Source organism: Ilumatobacter nonamiensis YM16-303 (assembly GCF_000350145.1).
In the GTDB taxonomy this organism is placed as follows: domain Bacteria; phylum Actinomycetota; class Acidimicrobiia; order Acidimicrobiales; family Ilumatobacteraceae; genus Ilumatobacter_A; species Ilumatobacter_A nonamiensis.
In genome coordinates this window covers 1-16,833 of sequence record NZ_BAOL01000108.1, presented here as the reverse complement: position 1 = coordinate 16,833, position 16,833 = coordinate 1, and the positions used below count along the sequence as shown (strand labels likewise).

General features: G+C 66.5%; 13 protein-coding genes. 5 read left to right on the top strand and 8 right to left on the bottom strand.

What is annotated here, in order from left to right:
* Window positions 1-60: 60 nt before the first annotated feature.
* The 3 genes from lhgD to ON45_RS11700 all read right to left on the bottom strand — a co-directional run bounded on the left by lhgD (window position 61) and on the right by ON45_RS11700 (window position 3,596).
* Window positions 61-1,257, bottom strand: coding sequence for an L-2-hydroxyglutarate dehydrogenase (gene lhgD / locus ON45_RS11710; protein ID WP_040494082.1), 1,197 nt, complete (start codon window positions 1,255-1,257; stop codon window positions 61-63).
* A 217-nt stretch (window positions 1,258-1,474) separates the two neighbouring features.
* Window positions 1,475-2,836, bottom strand: a complete 1,362-nt coding sequence (locus ON45_RS11705; RefSeq protein ID WP_040494078.1) for a carotenoid oxygenase family protein — start codon at window positions 2,834-2,836, stop codon at window positions 1,475-1,477.
* 112 nt (window positions 2,837-2,948) lie between these two features.
* Window positions 2,949-3,596: a cation diffusion facilitator family transporter gene (locus tag ON45_RS11700; RefSeq protein WP_040494077.1), complete on the bottom strand. Its 648-nt coding sequence runs from the start codon at window positions 3,594-3,596 to the stop codon at window positions 2,949-2,951.
* 142 nt (window positions 3,597-3,738) lie between these two features.
* Here ON45_RS11700 and ON45_RS11695 point away from each other — a divergent pair, with 142 nt between their 5' ends.
* The 4 genes from ON45_RS11695 to ON45_RS11675 all read left to right on the top strand — a co-directional run bounded on the left by ON45_RS11695 (window position 3,739) and on the right by ON45_RS11675 (window position 7,571).
* Window positions 3,739-4,122, top strand: a complete 384-nt coding sequence (locus tag ON45_RS11695) for a hypothetical protein (RefSeq protein ID WP_040494076.1) — start codon at window positions 3,739-3,741, stop codon at window positions 4,120-4,122.
* A gap of 304 nt (window positions 4,123-4,426) precedes the next feature.
* Window positions 4,427-4,867, top strand: coding sequence for a hypothetical protein (locus tag ON45_RS11685; RefSeq protein ID WP_040494073.1), 441 nt, complete (start codon window positions 4,427-4,429; stop codon window positions 4,865-4,867).
* A 91-nt stretch (window positions 4,868-4,958) separates the two neighbouring features.
* Window positions 4,959-5,474: a cation:proton antiporter regulatory subunit gene (locus tag ON45_RS11680; RefSeq protein ID WP_040494072.1), complete on the top strand. Its 516-nt coding sequence runs from the start codon at window positions 4,959-4,961 to the stop codon at window positions 5,472-5,474.
* A 60-nt stretch (window positions 5,475-5,534) separates the two neighbouring features.
* Window positions 5,535-7,571, top strand: coding sequence for a monovalent cation:proton antiporter family protein (locus ON45_RS11675; protein ID WP_085946539.1), 2,037 nt, complete (start codon window positions 5,535-5,537; stop codon window positions 7,569-7,571).
* 96 nt (window positions 7,572-7,667) lie between these two features.
* Here the strand turns inward: ON45_RS11675 and ON45_RS11670 are convergent, their stop codons facing one another.
* Window positions 7,668-9,215 (bottom strand): FAD-binding oxidoreductase, encoded by a 1,548-nt coding sequence (locus ON45_RS11670; protein WP_040494070.1) that lies wholly within the window; start codon window positions 9,213-9,215, stop codon window positions 7,668-7,670.
* An 85-nt stretch (window positions 9,216-9,300) separates the two neighbouring features.
* Complete coding sequence (locus tag ON45_RS11665) at window positions 9,301-11,010, bottom strand: multicopper oxidase family protein (RefSeq protein ID WP_083914832.1); 1,710 nt, start codon at window positions 11,008-11,010, stop codon at window positions 9,301-9,303.
* A 278-nt stretch (window positions 11,011-11,288) separates the two neighbouring features.
* On the opposite strand from ON45_RS11665, the gene ON45_RS11660 reads away from it, so the two are divergent.
* Window positions 11,289-11,951, top strand: coding sequence for a PadR family transcriptional regulator (locus ON45_RS11660; RefSeq protein ID WP_040494069.1), 663 nt, complete (start codon window positions 11,289-11,291; stop codon window positions 11,949-11,951).
* Between the two features lie 19 nt (window positions 11,952-11,970).
* Here ON45_RS11660 and ON45_RS11655 read toward each other — a convergent pair whose 3' ends face one another.
* The 3 genes from ON45_RS11655 to ON45_RS11645 form a co-directional block, all read right to left on the bottom strand.
* Window positions 11,971-13,554, bottom strand: coding sequence for a D-alanyl-D-alanine carboxypeptidase/D-alanyl-D-alanine-endopeptidase (locus tag ON45_RS11655; RefSeq protein WP_040494068.1), 1,584 nt, complete (start codon window positions 13,552-13,554; stop codon window positions 11,971-11,973).
* A gap of 22 nt (window positions 13,555-13,576) precedes the next feature.
* A complete protein-coding gene (locus ON45_RS11650) occupies window positions 13,577-14,950 on the bottom strand; it encodes a serine hydrolase domain-containing protein (RefSeq protein WP_051062943.1) in 1,374 nt (457 codons plus the stop codon).
* A gap of 89 nt (window positions 14,951-15,039) precedes the next feature.
* Window positions 15,040-16,713: a serine hydrolase gene (locus ON45_RS11645; protein ID WP_040494067.1), complete on the bottom strand. Its 1,674-nt coding sequence runs from the start codon at window positions 16,711-16,713 to the stop codon at window positions 15,040-15,042.
* Window positions 16,714-16,833: the final 120 nt, after the last annotated feature.

Below are 16,833 nucleotides of genomic sequence, written 5' to 3'. Positions count from 1 at the left end.
CGCTCCGTGCGCGAACTGTTCACGAGAACGACCGAAGTCGGTGGTCCGGCAGCTCCCGGTTCAGGACTGAGTCATGCGATCGACGACGTGCTCGGCGATCGCGAGGCTCGACGTGGCCGCCGGCGACGGAGCATTGCGGACACTCACGACGCCGTTCGTCTCGTTGATCCGAAAGTCGTCGACCAGCGATCCATCGCGGTCGAGTGCCTGTGCGCGAATCCCGACGCCGCCGCGCTCCACATCAGCAGCACCGATCTCGGGGACATAGCGCGATGCCTCCTGCATGTAGCTGCGGATCGACAGTGAGCCGCGCACCTCCTTGATGCCGGTTCGCCAATGCGTCCGCGCCATCCTCCAGAAACCGGGCCACGTCGCATAGTTCGCGACGTCCGCGAGTCGGACGTCGCTCCGTCGATACCCCTCGCGATCGAGAGCGAGCACCGCGTTCGGCCCGACATCGACGACACCCGACACGCGCCGCGTGAAATGCACCCCGAGAAACGGATACCGGGGATCGGGAACCGGATAGATCAACCCCCGTACCAAGTCGCGTTTGGCCGGGGAGATGTCCATGTATTCGCCGCGAAACGGAACGATTCGCGGACTCGGTTCGCCGTCGACCGGGGCAGAGACTCGGTCGGCCTGGAGCCCGGCACAGATGACGAGACGGCCGACACGGTGGGTTGCGGCACCCGTTGTGAGTTCAATCGACCCGGCAGACACGTTGATCCGAGTGACCTCCGTCGAAAGTCGGATCGTGCCGCCGGCCGCCTCGATGTCACTCGCATAGGCACGAGCGACCGCCGCGAAATCGGTGATCGCGGTCGCGGGCGAATGCAACGCCGCGATCCCCTCGGCGTGGGGCTCGATCTCGTTGATCTCCCGGCCGTCGACGCGCCGCAGTCCGGGTACCTGGTTCTCGCGGGCGGTACGTTCGAGTGCGTCGAGTCGGCCCATCTCCGACGGATCGACGGCGACGACGAGTTTGCCGACCTCGTCGTAGGGAAGGTCCCGTTCCAGGCAGAACTCCCGCAGCAACACGCGGCCGCGGGTACACAGCTGGGCCTTCAGACTGCCCGGCTGGTAGTAGATCCCAGCATGGACGACACCCGAGTTGTTCCCGGTCTGGTGCGAGGCGAGTTCATCCTCCTTCTCGAAGACCTGGACCTCGACACCGGGATACCGCAACGTCAGTTCGCGACCGACCGCGAGCCCGACGATGCCTCCACCGACGATCCCGATCGGCGAGTCGCTCATCGGGAACTCTTCGACCCACGGATCGACCTGCCGCGCTGCGCTCGTCCCACCATGGGACGAATACTGATCCTTCGAGCGCGGCGACTCCAACTCAACGTACGGCGCCGAGCGCCGATCAACTCGCGACGCCGTGGTCCTGGTCTGGCCGGGTTCGGTGGAGCTGCTCGGCGTCGACGACGTGGTCGACGTCCGAGGCGCGTGGGCGCGGAGTCGGTCGTCAGTTGGGGAGGACCGAGTCGTCGACCCAGCTGCCGTGGAAACCGAACGGCACGCGTTGCGGGAGATGGATCCGGGCGACCGGATCGCTGCCGGGCGCCGATGCATCGAGGATGACGAGGTCGGAGGAGTCCTCGGACGCGTTGTACACGAACCCGATCGCCCAGCCCTCGTCTTCGCCCGCAGCATCATCGTCTTGCACGAAGACGAACTCACTCGGGAATGCATCGGGCCCGAGGTCGTAGGTGTCCTGCGTGCCGTTGACGACATCCCACCTCACGACGACTCCGGGTTCACGAAGTGTGGTTTCGCTGCCGTCGCGGTGGCTCACTCCCCAGCCGTACCGGTGCGGAAGGCCGACGACGCGGTCATCGACACGCGAGAAGGCATGCGTCCGCTCGTCGATCCGCTCCTCGTTGACGGCACCCGATGCCAGGTCGAAGGTCCACCGGTGCAGATGTGCCGGAGGGGTGTAGACCTCCGGTTCCATCGACATCGACGCGTGACGGCCGACATCGCAGACGACCAGGTTGCCGTCGACGTAGGCGTTGAGGGGGTGGAACACGTAGCACGGGTCGATCTCGAACCAGCGGATGTCTGCGTTCGTTCCCATGCGCGGCATGATGCCGATGCGGGCGCCGTAGGTGTCGTCCCACCCGATCGGCGACTCCAGGTTCGACAGATCGAACACGATCGGAAGGTCCATGAAGATGGCGTGGTCTCGGGTGATCATGAAGTCGTGCATCATCGTGCCCTTCGGCACGTCGATCTCGGTGGAATGGACGAGCGCTCCGCTCGCATCGAGAACGTGGTACGTCAGGAACGGAGGCAACGGGGAGTAACCGAAGAAGTGCAGCTCTCCGGTCTCGGGGCACAGCTTCGGGTGTGCGGTGAACGCCGTCGTGAGCCTGCCGCCGAAGTCGTCACTGCCGATCGTGTCGAGTTCCGGGCTCATCTCGTACGGAAGGTGGAGCTCCTCCAGCGCCCAGATCCGTCCGGCATGGGCCTGCACGCTCGTGTTCCCCGAGCCGGCCGTCGGGTCGGCGAACACGTCCGGGTCGGTCGCATCGAGGCCCCTCAGGAACTTGGTGGTCCGGACGTACCGGTTGCGGTACCAGACCGCGTTGCCGGCGTCGAGGCGCACGCCGTGCACCATCCCGTCACCGGCGAACCAGTGGCTCGACACCCCCGAGGGCGGATTGGACCCGGTGCGCAGGTAGCGGCCCGACAGCGACGGCGGGATGGAACCCGTCACCCGCAAATCGAGGTCGGTGACCTCGTCGAATACGGGCCCGAAGTTCCCTTCGAGGTACCACGGAGTACGAGCTGCGTCGGCACGGGCGTCGGTGTCGAGATCTGTCATACCGCAAACCTGACAGAAAACACCCAGAGCGAGCGGGCTGGAACGGTCGCGGCGGTCCGACGGGTCGGACGACCAGCCGCTGCTCCACCCGGCGACCAGGTCGTGGCGGGCCCTATGGAGCCGTGACTTCCGCCAGCTCCTCGCCAGCTTCCGCCAACTCGCGCCGCGCGTCGCGGATCACGTCGCGAGCGGTCCGAAGGAAGAGCACCGCGATCGCGACGCCGACGATCACATCGGGCCAGACGCTGTCGAGTTGCCAGACCGCCGCAGCCGCAGCGAGCACCGCAGCGTTGGCGATCAGGTCATTTCGCGAGCACAGCCACGTCGAAGTCATGTTGATGTCGTCGGAACGGTGCCGCCACAGGAGCGCGAACGCCCACGTGTTCCCGGCGAGCGCGACGAGCCCCATGATTGCCATCGCGTCGGCGACCGGCGGCGTGCCGTCGACAGCGCGCCACGCGGCCTGACCCAGCACCATGAGACCGAACACGAGCTGCACGACACCTTTGGAGAGCGCCGCTCGCGCCCGCCACCGGGTCCCCCGATGCAGCACCCACAGGCTGAACGCATACACGAACGCATCGCCGAGCATGTCGAGCGAATCGGCGAGGAGCGCCGAGGATCCCGCCCACCAGCCGACGCCGAACTCGGCGACGAAGAGCACGGCATTGATCCCGAGCACCATCCACAGCACCGTCCGCTGGCGATCGCGCAGCACGACGAGTGCTTCGTCGTCCGCATCGCAGCACCCAGCACTCATGACGATCAGTCTCACACCTTCGGGGCTTTCCGACCACCTCGACGGTCGCGCTCGGACCCGACGCCCGCCGACATCCCGAACGGTTCGGGGACGGTCGGAGGCTCATGAGCGGAGCGATGACATCCGGGTAGGGTCGGCCCCCATGGGTCGTTCGGCGCGAGTGCTGCTGCTGGCGTTTGCAGTGGTGGTGTTGAGCGCGGTGTCCGGTGGGGATACGGGTGGACACTTCGGCGGGGTTCAGTCCGAGGCCGCGGTGTCGGATCCATCGCACCAGTTGTTCTCGGCCACTCCGGTTGTCCGTCGGGATCTCACGAAGACGTCGGCGGTCGATGTCGGGGGTCGGTTCGATCGCATCGACTCGAAAGCGCTGCACTTGACCGCGGCGGTGATGCCGGTCGTGGAGGTGGCGACTCGGACGGCACTGTCTGAGCGCGTCGACGACGTCGACCGGTTGCGTGTGGGCGAGGTCGCGACCTGTGCGTGTGGACGTGGTCCGCCCCTGAACTTCGTGCTGACGTCGATCTGACCCTGATCTGACGTTGATCTGTACGGCCGCGGCTCGTGCCCGGTCGTACCTATTCCCGGTAGTCGCACTCGCAACGGGCCGACGGTGATCCTGTCCGCCCGCGAGATCGAGAGACGGGCAACATGCACGAAACGAAGTCTGATTTCGACATCCATCTGATCGCGCGCGCCTGGTCGGCTCGGGTGCCCCGGCGCTGGGTTCTCGATGGAGAGAGGGCGACGAGACGCGGCGCGCTCGTCGCCGCTGGCGGTCGTCCATCCGGTTGCGATCGTCGCGCCGGTGACGCCGTGGATCGGTCGGTGACATGAGGCTCACGACACGCAACCGGGACCTCGATGTGTCGAGTCGGTCGGGCGCCGCTGTGGATTGGTGGAGCCTGATCGTCGCCGTCGTGGTGACGGTCTCGATCGGGTTGATGTTGCCGGCCGAGCCGGATCGGGTCACGGTGACGATCGACAACCCGAGCGATCATCGGTTGTACATCAACGCGTCGACACCCGACGACGCCAGTTTGAGCTTCGTGACGATCGTCGGTCCGAGGGCGACCAAGTCGATGCCCGACGTCATCGATCGAGGCTCCACGTGGGTATTGCACCTCCGGACGGCCGGCGCGCCCGCCGGCACGGTCGAAGTGTCGAGGGCCGACCTGGTGAATGGTTCGGCAGTGATCCCGTCGACCATCGATGACGACCTTGCAGCGGCGGGTGTCCCCGCCGACGTGAACGACCCGGAGGACGTTCCATGAACTCGATCGTCACCGTCTGATCGTGGACGGACACGACCAACTGGGTAGCTCACCCGGCGCCCAGACCCCATCTCAACAGGAAGCCGATTCGATGAACTCGATCAATGTCTACGAACAACCACTTCCGGGCCTCGGACAACGCTTCGAGTTGCAACTCGATGAGAACCACGTGCTGGGCATGGTGGCGTTGCGCAACGGCCGGCGTCAACTCACGCGCCGCTCGGTCGGCGACGACGACGCCGCCACGCTCATCGACCTCGACCGCGACCAAGCGGTGACGATCGGCGCGCTGCTGCTCGGTGCCCAGTTCTCGGTCACGTCACCGGACGACACGGTTCCCGCCGATCAGGTGATCGTCCAGACGATCACCGTCGCCGACGGTGCACCGGCGATCGGAAGGTCCGCTCGTGAGACTCTCGGCGAATTCGGGTCCGACGTCGCGGTGTTGGCGGTCATCCGTGATCAGACCGCCGAGATCGTGGAGCACGATCCAGATCTCGCCTTGTGCGCCGGGGACCGGGTGGCGATCGCCGCACACCGAGGACGACACGTCTCCGTCATCCGTGCCCTGAACGGGGCCGATCGTCCGGCAGTCGGGACCACATGAACGCCGGCGAATACGGGATCGACGGTACGGCGACCAGTCAGCCGTCACGGGGGTGCCCGCGTGGAACATGAAGTCACGCTGATCGCGACGGTGGCGATGGGGGTCCTGGCGGCGCTGGTGTGCGGCTACGCAGCCCGTCGGATCGGCGTGCCGGTGATCGTCGGCTACCTGCTCGGCGGAGTGCTCGTCGGACCGTCGACGCCAGGCTTCACCGCGGATGACCACGCCGCAGTCCAACTCGGCGAGTTCGGCGTGATCTTCATGATGTTCGGTGTCGGCCTCCACTTCTCGCTCCGCGACCTCGCCCGAGTGAAACGTGTCGCCGTACCGGGGGCGCTCGCACAGATGGGATTGTCGACGGCGCTTGGATGGCTCGTCGCCCACTACGTGTGGGGTTGGTCGATCGGTGCATCGCTCGTGCTCGGCCTCGCGATGTCGATCGCGAGTACCGTCGTGTTGCTTCGCGGGCTCACCGACCGGGGCCTGCTCAACACCTCCGGCGGCACCACCGCCGTCGGATGGCTGATCCTCGAAGACCTCGCGACGGTCGCGATCCTCGTGTTGCTGCCTGCGATCGTCGGCGACCCGGGGGCCGACAGTGGGGGCACTGACGTCGGCGGGATCGTCGCGGCGCTCGCCAAAGCAGCCGGCTTCATCGTCCTGGTGCTGGTCGTCGGCGTCCGCGTCCTGCCCTGGGTGCTCGTTCGGATCGCCCGCACTCGATCGCGGGAGTTGTTCCTGTTGGCCGTGTTCTCGCTCGCTGCGAGCACTGCATATGTCGCGTACGAGTTGTTCGGCGTGTCGTTCGCGCTCGGTGCCTTCCTCGCCGGCATCGTGATGGGCGGCACCAGCATCCACCACCAGATCGAAGCTGAGGTGCTCCCGTTCCGAGACCTGTTCGCGGTGCTGTTCTTCGTCTCGGTCGGCATGGCCGTCGACATCGACGTGGTCATCGACCATCTCGACGAGGTGATCGTGCTCACCATCCTCGTCGTGGTTGGCAAGACCATGATCACACTGGGCTTGGCGTTCCTCATACCAAGGGCAGGGCGTGAACTCGTCGTCGTCGCCGCCGGGCTCAGCCAGATCGGTGAGTTCAGCTTCATCGTCGGACAAGCCGGGCTGGCCCTCGACCTGCTCGACCTGGACCAGTACGCGATCATCCTCGCGGCCGCGGTGCTGTCGATCATGGTCAACCCGATCATGTACCGCCTCATGCCGGCCACCGAACGCACACTGCTACGAACGCCATTCGTCGGCCGGCGCATGCGCGACTCCGAACCGGGCATCACGATCGCCGACGAGACCCTCCACGACCACGTCGTCGTCGTCGGCCACGGCCGGGTCGGACATCAAACCGCGCGAGCGCTGCGCGAACTCGACACGCCCCTCCTGATCGTCGACATCGCTGCCCCCAGCGTCGAGAGTGCCGAAGCCGACGGACTGACGGCGCTCTTCGGCGACGCATCGAACTCCAACATCTTGGACCACGCCGGCCTCAACAGGGCCAAGGCGCTCGTCGTCACCCTGCCCAACCAAACCGCCGCCGAACTCGTCGTCACCGCCGCCCACGACCTTGCGCCCGACCTCGCGATCATCGCCCGCGCCGGCACCCTCAACGGAGTGCGCCGCCTCCACCAACTTGGCGCTCGCCACGTCATCAACCCCGAACTCGAAGGCGGACTCGAGATCGTGCGCCACACACTGTTCGAGCTGCAGTATCCGATGAGCCGGCTGCAGCCGTACACCGATGCGATCCGACGCGACGCCTACCAGAGCCACGACGACAGCGACGACAACACGCCGCAATCCGCGCCGGCGCTCGACCAACTCCTCACCACCGTGCGGGGCGTCGACATCGCCTGGCACACCCTGCCCGACCAGACCCGATTCGCCGGATCAACGCTCGGCGACACCCATCTGCGACACCGCACGGGAGCCTCGGTCGTTGCGATCATGCACGACGGACAGATCGTTGCCAATCCGTCGCCGACGACAGTTCTCGCCGACGGCGACCTGCTCGGACTCATCGGCACCAGCGACGAACTCGCGGCCGCCGAGGACCTCCTCGCCGGTACCGCTGGTTCGGCGTCCTGATCCACAGAAACCCTGACGGCAGAGCCGGTCCGAGGCGAGGGCTCGATGCTTCTGAGCACTCACCCTCATCTCCCGCATGGGAACGAGTGTCAGGGATCAACCGGAACGGATGGGGATTCCTTGAGGGTTGGTGAAGAGGTCAGTCGGGTCGTAGTCGGTCTTGATGTCGATGAGGCGGTCGAGGTTCTCCGCGTAGTACTCCTCCAGCGGGTCGACGATGTCGCGGTTCGGGAAATTCTGGTAGCTCTCTGGCGGGGTGTGCGGTGCGAGGACCCCGATCATCGCCGCCGTCCACTCGTTCAGGTCGCGACCGACACTCGGGTTTGCGTCATTGGGCCACACGGTCGTGGGACGCCACAGCGTGTTCATACCGCGGTGGACATAGGCAGTCTCGGTGCGGTCGAACTTGTCGATGACGTCACCGCCGATCCACCCCAGCGACCACAGCGACCCGTTCGCGTCAGCGCTGCGGTGTGGACACTCGACCAGCAGGTCGACGAGCTCGTCGACCGCCGATGCTGGAATTGGTTGAGCCGCGTATCGGGAGATGTCGCCCCAGGAGTGGTTCGCGCTCGCACCGCTCGCGAAGCCTTCTTGGGCGTCCCAGAACGCGAGCGTCTTCAGTGTGGTCGAATCGGGTTCGTCGACGGCGAGCAGCGGTGCGACCAGATCGCCGAGCTCCTCGATCGGGCCGATGTACTGTCCACGCGACATCACCGAGATGGCGTCACGGGGACTTCCCCCGTCGATGCTCGTCGCCTCGGCCATCGCCACGGCGTTCAGCGCCGCAGGGGCGTCGACCAGCATCTGATCGAAGGTGGCGAGCACCTGCGCCGCGCGTTCGGCCCCGGTCCACTCGAACCGGTAGAAGCTGATGTCGTCGCGCGGTGCGTCGGTGAGCGCGAACGTGAACTGGGTGTTGACGCCGAAGTTGCCGCCGGCGCCGCCGCGGCACGCCCAGAACAAGTCATCGTGTTCGGAAGCGCTCAGGGTCCGCACCTCGCCGTCGGCGGTGACAATCGTCGAGGCGACCATGAGATCGCTGGTCAGGCCCGCCCAGTGGGCGTTGTAGCCGATTCCCCCGCCGAGTGCGAGACCGCCGACGCCGACGCCGCGGCATGTCCCCCCGGGCAGGAACACCGGGCCGCCGGTTGTGAAGTCGAGGATGTCGCCGTTGAGCGCTGACCCACCCGTGGTGATCGTGCCGGCCGCCATGTCGACCGTCACTGAGTTCATCGACGACACGTCGAGGATGAGGTCGGGGCTCGTCGAGAATCCCGAGTAGCTGTGGCCACCGCCACGCACGGTCGGGGCAAGTCCGTTGTCGGCCGACCAAGTGACCGCCGCCGCCACATCTGCGGCGTTGTTGCACCGAGCGATCGCCGCCGGGCGGATCGAGCGGAAGCGTCCGTTCGCAGGCAACGACGTCGGCCCGTACCCGGCGTCACCCGGCCGCAGCACGCCACCAGAGATCTGCTTGGCAAGGTCGTCGAGCGCGGCGCTGCCGGGCGACTGAGTCGGCCACCACGTGCTGGTGGACGAGACGGTGTCATCGCCACACCCGGCGAGCGGTCCCGCGAGCCCGATCCCGAGCGCGGCGATCGAGGCGTCCCTCAAGAGTTGGCGGCGTGTTCGAGATGTCATCGATCCCTTTCGAGGTGAGTCCGTTCCAGGTGCGGCGGTGCGAGATCGTCGAGGTGGCGTCCGGCGGTTCGACGGGTTGTGGCGATCAGTGCTCGTGCCCGTCGCTGGACGCGTCGGTCGTCTCCACATCGGGCGGCGGCAGTGCGTCTGGGTCGACGACTTCGATTGCCTCCATCATCCCGAGGTCTTCGTGGGACAGGACGTGACAGTGCTCGACGAACGTGCCCGGGAAGTCGTCGAAGTTGGTCTCGAAGGTGAACGAGTCACCGTTCTTGCCGGTGAGCACGAACGAGTCCCGCCACAGTGGCTCGTCGAGGCGTTCTCCATTGATCCAGGTGACCTTGAACGGGTTCACGTGGATGTGGAACACGTGGGCGTGGTTGTCGAGTTTCTCGTCGAGGTCGTTGACGATCGTCCACTCCTCTGCCGTTCCGAGCTGGGGTCGGTACGGGATCCGAGAAGGGTCGAACGGGTCGCCATCGATGCCGAACGACATGAACTCGAGATCACCGTCACGTTTCACGGTGTAGCGGACCGTACGCCGCCGGGCGATCGGCAGGATCGGTGGGTCGTAGGCCGGAAGCGACGTCGGCAACGCCATCTCTTCGCCCTCACCCAGCACTTCGAGGGTGAGGATCGAACGGGGGACGAGTTCGGCATTGCTCGTGTCGCCACCGTGGGGTGGCGCGATGTACCGATTCCCGGGCATGCCCGGGATGTTCGGCTTCTGACTCGAACCCGGTGTCAGGATCAACTCGTACGTGCCCGGCTCGCCTGCCTGGACCAGCACATCGACTCGGTTGGACGCCGACATCATTGCCACATCGGTCGGATCGGGAGCGGCGAGAGTGAGTCCGTCCCAGGCGAGGACGTGGAGGTCGTGGTTTTCGAGCTGCAGCGACATGAACTTGCCCTCCGCCGCGTTGAGGAGACGCCACCGCTGCACTTCTCCGGGATACATGTGGATGACGGGATTCATCAGACCGTTGACCGTGTAGAGGATCTGCTGACGGGGGAAGAACGCCTCCTCCTTGGTGGGATCGGGGATCGGGTCCATCAGTGCGAGATCGTCGTCGAGTTCGATCGCCTGCAGCACCATCACCTGTTCAGCCGCCACCGCGACCTCGGGAACCTCGTCGAGTTCACCGCGGATGATGAGGGCACCTGCCATGCCGGCGCGCACCTGATGACAGACTCCGCCGTGTCGGTGGGGGTGATACCAGAAGAGACCACCAGTGTGATCGTCGGGAATCTCGATCTCGTAGTCCTGGTCCCCGCCGGCTGAAACCGCGAGAAACACGTTGTCGCTGTTGCCGATCGGCGACACGTGCAGACCATGGGTGTGCAAGTTGGTGGTGGACCAATCGTGTGGCCGGGTCATGTCGACCGGCGGCGGATCGACGAGTTCGGGAAGGTCGTTGACGAGGTCGACGCGCAACACATCGCCGGGTTGCAGTTCCCAGGTCGATGCGGGGATCAACCCGTTGTATGCCCACGTGCTGATCACACCGGCACCGGGGACGGCGACACGAGCAGGAGCACAACGCAGTTCGACTGCCAGGTCACCGCCTGCGCTCGACAGCACCTCCGGTTGAGAGAAGCCGGGACGACCTGCCGGAGCGGTTGTGGTCGAGGCGCTCGACGAGATGTCCGGTTGCGACACCGAGGACGGCTCGTCGTCGCTGTCGCAACCATTGAGCCAGGTGGGGAACGCAGCCAGGGCACCCACCCCGGCACCGACCCGGAGCACCGCTCGACGGCTCAGCCTCGAGCTCGATGAGCCGTCCTGCGTCATGACGCTGCCTCGCTCGCTCGACCGTTTCGTCCACCGCATCCATGATCCCGGCGAACGCCTGACTGGGAGCCGGCAGCCGGAAGGCGCTCACCTCGGCAGGAGGTGATCCTCTTCATGATCATGATCTCCTCCGGTGGCCGTCGCTCGCCTCGCAGCGGGTGATGTAGTGTAAGTTGCACTATATACCCCCGGAACCTGACGATCGGTACCATGGAAACCATGGTTCTCTCGACCTCACGGAATGGCGGGTCGCCGGGCGACGATGTGGGAGGGTCTCAGTGGCACAGGGTGATCTCAACCCGACGTCGTACCTGATCCTCGGGATGCTCACATCCGCCGATCGGTCCGCGTACGAGATCGCCGTGCTGGTCGGTCGGGGCCTCGACGATGTCTGGGCGAGAGCTGACCGCCAGCGGTACAACGCTCCGAAGCGGCTCCTCAAGAAGGGCCTGGTGACGGCTCGGACCGAAGCCACCGGCAAGCGCAAACGCACGGTGTACTCGATCACGTCGGCCGGGCGTCGCGCCCTTCGCGACTGGCTCGCCACCGAGTCGCTCCCGCCCGCGCTCGAGTTCGAGGGCATGATCCGCGTCATCCTCGCCGACGCGGGGACCACCGAGGATCTGCGCACCAATCTCGAGACCATGCGTGATCACGCGATCAGAAAGCAGGCGCTCTACCTGGCCCACGCCGCCACCATGTTGGACGAGGACGGCGGCACCTTCCCCGAGCGCCATCACGTCCTGGTACTGGCCAACCGGTTCATGCTCGACCACTTCGCCCACATCGCCGAATGGGCCGACTGGGCCCTCGATCAGACCGAGACGTGGCCCGATACCGTCACCCCGGCGACGACCCATCGGTCACGATCCCAGGCGATCCTCGAGGAGTCGATCGAGCGCGGCAACGACCGCGTCGAGGGAGCCCCTGACGACACCTGACCGCGAGACCAGCTCATCGTCACGTGGCCAGGGCCTGTTGGAACGCCGCGGCGACCATGCCGACGTCATCCCCGACTTGGAAAACGCCACGCGGCAGGTCGGGAAACACAGCGCCACTCACGCCGACGACGAACAGGAACTGCTTGCCGTCCCCGGTGTCGAGGTAGCCGGACAGGCCCTGCATGCTGATGATCAGACGACCAGTGTCGGGCTCGACGTCGGCGGATGTGCCGGTCTTGGCGACCACCTTGCCCTTGGCCAGGCTGTCGACGCCGACGCCGGAGAGCGAACCGCGCTCGCCGAGCACCGGCTGCCCGGCCCAGAAGGTGGAGGCCCAGGGTTGCGTGTTCACCCACTCGAACCACTTGATGACGGCTTCAGGGGTCGCCGATGCGGGATCGCCACCCTGCCCGTCGACCAAGACGAGATCGGACGATGAGATGCCGGCTTCTGCGGCAAGGGTCCGCACGGCGGGAAGTCCCTCGGAACACTGATCCGTGCCCGCTTCGACAGCGAGTTGGCACAGGAACGAGTTGGCGCCGGTGTTGTAGCTCGTCGCGAGGATCATCGCGCCCGCTTCGCCGAGCGGCGCCGACTCCAGGCTGGCCACCTTCAGGTCGTCCTCGTAGCTGCCCTCCGCGGGCAAACTCGTCTCGTCGTTCGCTTCGGCCGTCGAGGTCACCGTGATGCCCGCGCGCTGTAGCGCATCGATGAACAACGCGCGAGCCCACGACGAGGCGTCGGGGACGCGATAGATCGTGAGCGAGGTCGTGCCTGCGGGCGCCGAACCAGTGACGTGAATGATCCGCGGGTCGGCTTCGTCGGCTTCGACCTGCAGATCCGCGTCGCTGTCAGCGGCCCCCGTGATCACCTGGGAGTCGATGGTGAAGAAGCTGTTGACCGGCAGCATCTCGATCGTGGCCGGTTGCCCGGGCTCACCGGGCGTGACCTGGAGGTCGACGAGGTTGTCATTGACGAAGATCGGGGGCACGAGGCCCTCGACCGTCGAGTAGGTCTCCCACAGGCGGGGGTCGATGAGCACGTCGCCGTCGATGTGACTGACCCCCGAGTCCGCCACCTGTGCGGCGATGTCATCGAGCCCGGCGAGGGGGTCACCCGGCGCGAGGACGGCACCAGGGAGGGCATCGGCGTAGACGTGGTCGATGCCCTCCGTGGCGAAGTCGAACTCGCCGTCTGCTGCGTTGCGGCCACCGAGTGCGAGGTCGCCGGAGGCGACGAGCACCAGATCACCGTCGAGCGTTCCGCCTGACGGCGCGGCCGTGGCATACACCGGAGTGGTGAGCATCGTGTCGGCGCCGAGGTCGTTGTAGACCGAGCCGACCACGAAGTGCTTCGTCTGCGAGGCCAACAGCATCAGCTGGTCGGCCAGGTTGGTGTAGACGACCTCACCGGATTCGGGATCGATCACCAGATACGGCCACTGCGCCGCGAGGTAGGGCTCGGAGTCCATGATCGCGACGGCATCGGCCGGGAGGTCACGACCCGCCGGTGTCGATGCGCTTCCCGGCGCGGGGGAGGTGTCCGAATCGTCGCTGCAGGCGGCCACGAGCAGGAGACCTGCTGCGAGGACGGCGGCGAGCACCGTCCGAACACCGGGGCCGGGCCTAGTTCGCATCCGCGATCTCGCCGACGTCGTCGGTCTCTTCCGGGGCCGGCATGTTGTAGACGTAGGGGATGAGATTCTCGGCCATCCGTGCCGCCGGCGCTGCGCCGAGCGGGGTGGGCGCCAGGTTCCCCCAGATCACGATGGTCACGTCGTTCGCCGGGTCATACCCCATGAACGAGTTGTAGCCGGGCAGCGCTCCGGTGTGTCCGAAGAGAGGACCCATCTGCGCCAAGCCGTAGCCGTAGCCGGCGGCGTTCGGATTGGTCGGGTCGGTGGGGAGCACGCTGTCCATCCGCAGCTGCTGGGTCGCGGGGTCGAGCAGGTCTCCCTTCACCATGGCCTCGACCCAGGTGGCCAGGTCGGTGGCGGTCGAGATGCCCTGACCGGCCGACCACGTCCACGAGGGGTTGTCATTGGTGTGGTTCGGGGGCTCGATCTCGCCGGCGTCGATCGCTGCGACCCGGTCGGCCGGGAGCTCCTCGTCGCCGTCCATGGTTTCGACGTTGCCGTTGAAGGTGTAGCCGTCTGCGTACGGGTCCGGGATGGATGTGTCGGTGTCGTCGGGGAACGATGACCCGGACATGCCCAGTGGAGTGAAGAAGCGGTCCTCGAAGATCTGGGCGATCGGCTTGGCGTCGAGTTCCTCGGCGATGAGCCCGAGCAGGATGGTGTTGGTGTTGGAGTAGTGCCAGTCCTCTCCCGGGGCGAAGTACGGCTCGTGGGCGAAGGCCAGCGCCAGCAGTTCCTCCGGCGTCCAGACTCGCTCGGGTGCCTCATCGAGGGCGGTGTTGAGCTCGAGGGTTTCGGTGTAGTTGTAGAGGCCGCTGCGCATGTCGAGCAGCTGGCCGATGGTGATGTTGTCACCGTTGGGGACGTCTGGCCGGTAGGTGCTGACCGCATCGTCGATGCTCAGCTTGCCCTCCTCGACCATCTGGAGGATGGCGGTTCCGGTCCAGGTCTTGGTGTTCGACCCGATGCGGACCCTGGTGTCGAGCGTCGGGACCTCGGTCGAGTCGACCGCGTCGGTTCCCCATGTGTTGACGTACTCGCCGTCGGGTGTTCGGATGAACACGACCATGCCCGTCTGGTGGAGCTCGGTCGCCAGGTCGTCGACGACCGCGTCGATGGCCGTGGCGTCGAGGGCGACGAGCGCATCGTTCGGCGCCGTGTCCGAAGCCTTCGGGTCCGGGACACTCGTGGAAACTGGCGCCGCGCTCCCCGGCGCCGATGAGTCGCCGGACGAGGAGCACGCCGAGGCGATGGCGGCCGAGGCGACCACCAGGACGACCGCAGCGGTCCGTCCGGGGTGGCGGGCGGGGCGCTGTTCGGCGGGCTGCCCGCCTGCCGTGATGGTGTGGGGTCGTGATCGCATGGGGTGTGTTCCTTTGGTGGTTGCGGTGAGATGTGGTGAGTTCGGGCGCCGAAATCGAGCTGCGCTCCTGCGTGGAGCGCCCGAGTGGGTCAGCTTCGGGTGAACGTGCCGAGACCGAGCGTGTCCAGGTACTCGACGGTGAAGGCCGTCGAGGCTCCGGCGGTGACGTCGAAGGTGATGCCGGTGGGACCGACGGCGTTTTCTCCGGATGTGTGGAACCAGAAGGTGTCGCTGTCGAAATGTGTCAACGGGTAGCGCAACTGCATGTCCTTGCCCAGCACCAGCACCAGCTCCTCGCCCTCGGCGACGACCTCGGCCGCCCCGTACAGCGGGCTGGCGTAGACGCCGGCGTAGCTGCTCGCCGGCTGCGGGTCGTCGGCGCCTGGCAGCGGGTTCGCGTAGTCGACCGGCGACTCCGCGTGCTCGAGCATGAGACGGAACCGCTCGGCGATGAACGGTGCCCAGTCGACGGTCAGCGTGCCGTGCTTGACGTAGTCGAGGAACTGGGCGGTGATGGTCTCGGCCACGCCGACCGGCGCGGAGTTGGCGAGCACGACGATGCCGAGGCCCTCGCTGGGCAGCAGGGTCACGTCGGTGCTGGCGCCGAGGGCGAAGGCGCCTGCGTGAGCGACCTGGACCCGGCCCTCGTCATCGGTGTCGATGGTGAACCCGGTGCCGTAGAACGAGTCTCGAGCGCCCGGGATCGTGGCCGGATGCGAGAAGGCGTGGGCTTGGTGTGTGAACTGCAGGGCCTCCGGTGCGACGATCTGGCGGCCCTCGAACTGACCGCCGGCCAGTTCCATCCGCATCCATCGGGCCATGTCATCGACAGACGAACTGGCCCCGCCGGCAGGCGACTGCGCCTCGGGGTTGCTCGTGTCGTCCACGCGCCAGCTCGTGGAATCCGGCTCGGCGAGCACGTGGGTGGAGGCGCGGTTCGCCGCGTTGAGCCACTCGTCGACCGACGACGTGGTGTTGGCCATTCCGAGTGGCTCGTAGATGGTCTGCTCGGACAGCTCGGCCCACGTCAACCCCTCGGCCTTGGCCGCAGCCATCCCGGCGACCGAGAACCCGTAGTTGCTGTACGCGTAGCTGTCTCGGAATCGGGTCAGCGGATACTGGTCGAGCTTGGAGACGATGTCGTCGTAGTCGTAGCCGAGGTCCTCGAGAAGGTCGCCGCCGTGGTCGGGCAGTCCCGACCGATGCGACATCAGATCGGTGAACGTGGCGTGCTCGGTGACGTACGGATCGGCCACAGCGAAGTTCGGCTCGTGCGTCCGGACCGGGTCGTCCCAGGCGATCCTGCCAGAGCCGACCTGCGCGGCCACGACGCTCGAGGCCAGCGACTTCGACACGGACGCCAGTTGGAACATGGTGCTGGTGTCGACCTCTGCCGGTTCGCCCGTCTTCCGGACTCCGAACCCTCGGGCGTAGACGACCTCGTCCTGGTAGACGACCGCCACCGCGACCCCGGGAACACCGGTGCGCGACATCGTGTCGTGCACGAAACCGTCGAGCTCCTCGACGGCGGCGTCGACGTCGGCGCGGTCGATCTGCTGCGCGACCTCGCGGGGCGGCGTCGCGGCCAGCCCCGCGGGAGGCGCAGACGCCGGCGCCGCTTCACCGGCACCGTCGTCGATCGAGGTGCACGCCGAAACCACCAGAAGCACCGCCAGCCCCGTCGCGAAGGTGGGGATGACCGAAGAAAGGCCCGGGGGTTCCTTCCGTTCGGGTCGGCGGCGGATGATCTTCTGTTTCTTCATGATCCCTCCGTTGGTCGTCATCGGAAACACTGAACGACACATCAGGTCATTCGGGGTCGGAAGTCTCGGTGACGTCGAGGTCGGCCGTCGGCGGGGTGTCGTCCTCACCGACGTCGGGCT

Excerpts from the sequence above, each read along its gene's own strand:
- ON45_RS11705 (WP_040494078.1), bottom strand. The coding sequence starts at position 2,836 with ATGACAGATCTCGACACCGACGCCCGTGCCGACGCAGCTCGTACTCCG.
- ON45_RS11650 (WP_051062943.1), bottom strand. The coding sequence starts at position 14,950 with ATGCGATCACGACCCCACACCATCACGGCAGGCGGGCAGCCCGCCGAA.
- ON45_RS11680 (WP_040494072.1), top strand. The coding sequence starts at position 4,959 with ATGAACTCGATCAATGTCTACGAACAACCACTTCCGGGCCTCGGACAA.
- ON45_RS11685 (WP_040494073.1), top strand. The coding sequence starts at position 4,427 with ATGAGGCTCACGACACGCAACCGGGACCTCGATGTGTCGAGTCGGTCG.
- ON45_RS11700 (WP_040494077.1), bottom strand. The coding sequence starts at position 3,596 with ATGAGTGCTGGGTGCTGCGATGCGGACGACGAAGCACTCGTCGTGCTG.
- lhgD (WP_040494082.1), bottom strand. The coding sequence starts at position 1,257 with ATGAGCGACTCGCCGATCGGGATCGTCGGTGGAGGCATCGTCGGGCTC.
- ON45_RS11645 (WP_040494067.1), bottom strand. The coding sequence starts at position 16,713 with ATGAAGAAACAGAAGATCATCCGCCGCCGACCCGAACGGAAGGAACCC.
- ON45_RS11695 (WP_040494076.1), top strand. The coding sequence starts at position 3,739 with ATGGGTCGTTCGGCGCGAGTGCTGCTGCTGGCGTTTGCAGTGGTGGTG.
- ON45_RS11670 (WP_040494070.1), bottom strand. The coding sequence starts at position 9,215 with ATGACATCTCGAACACGCCGCCAACTCTTGAGGGACGCCTCGATCGCC.
- ON45_RS11665 (WP_083914832.1), bottom strand. The coding sequence starts at position 11,010 with ATGACGCAGGACGGCTCATCGAGCTCGAGGCTGAGCCGTCGAGCGGTG.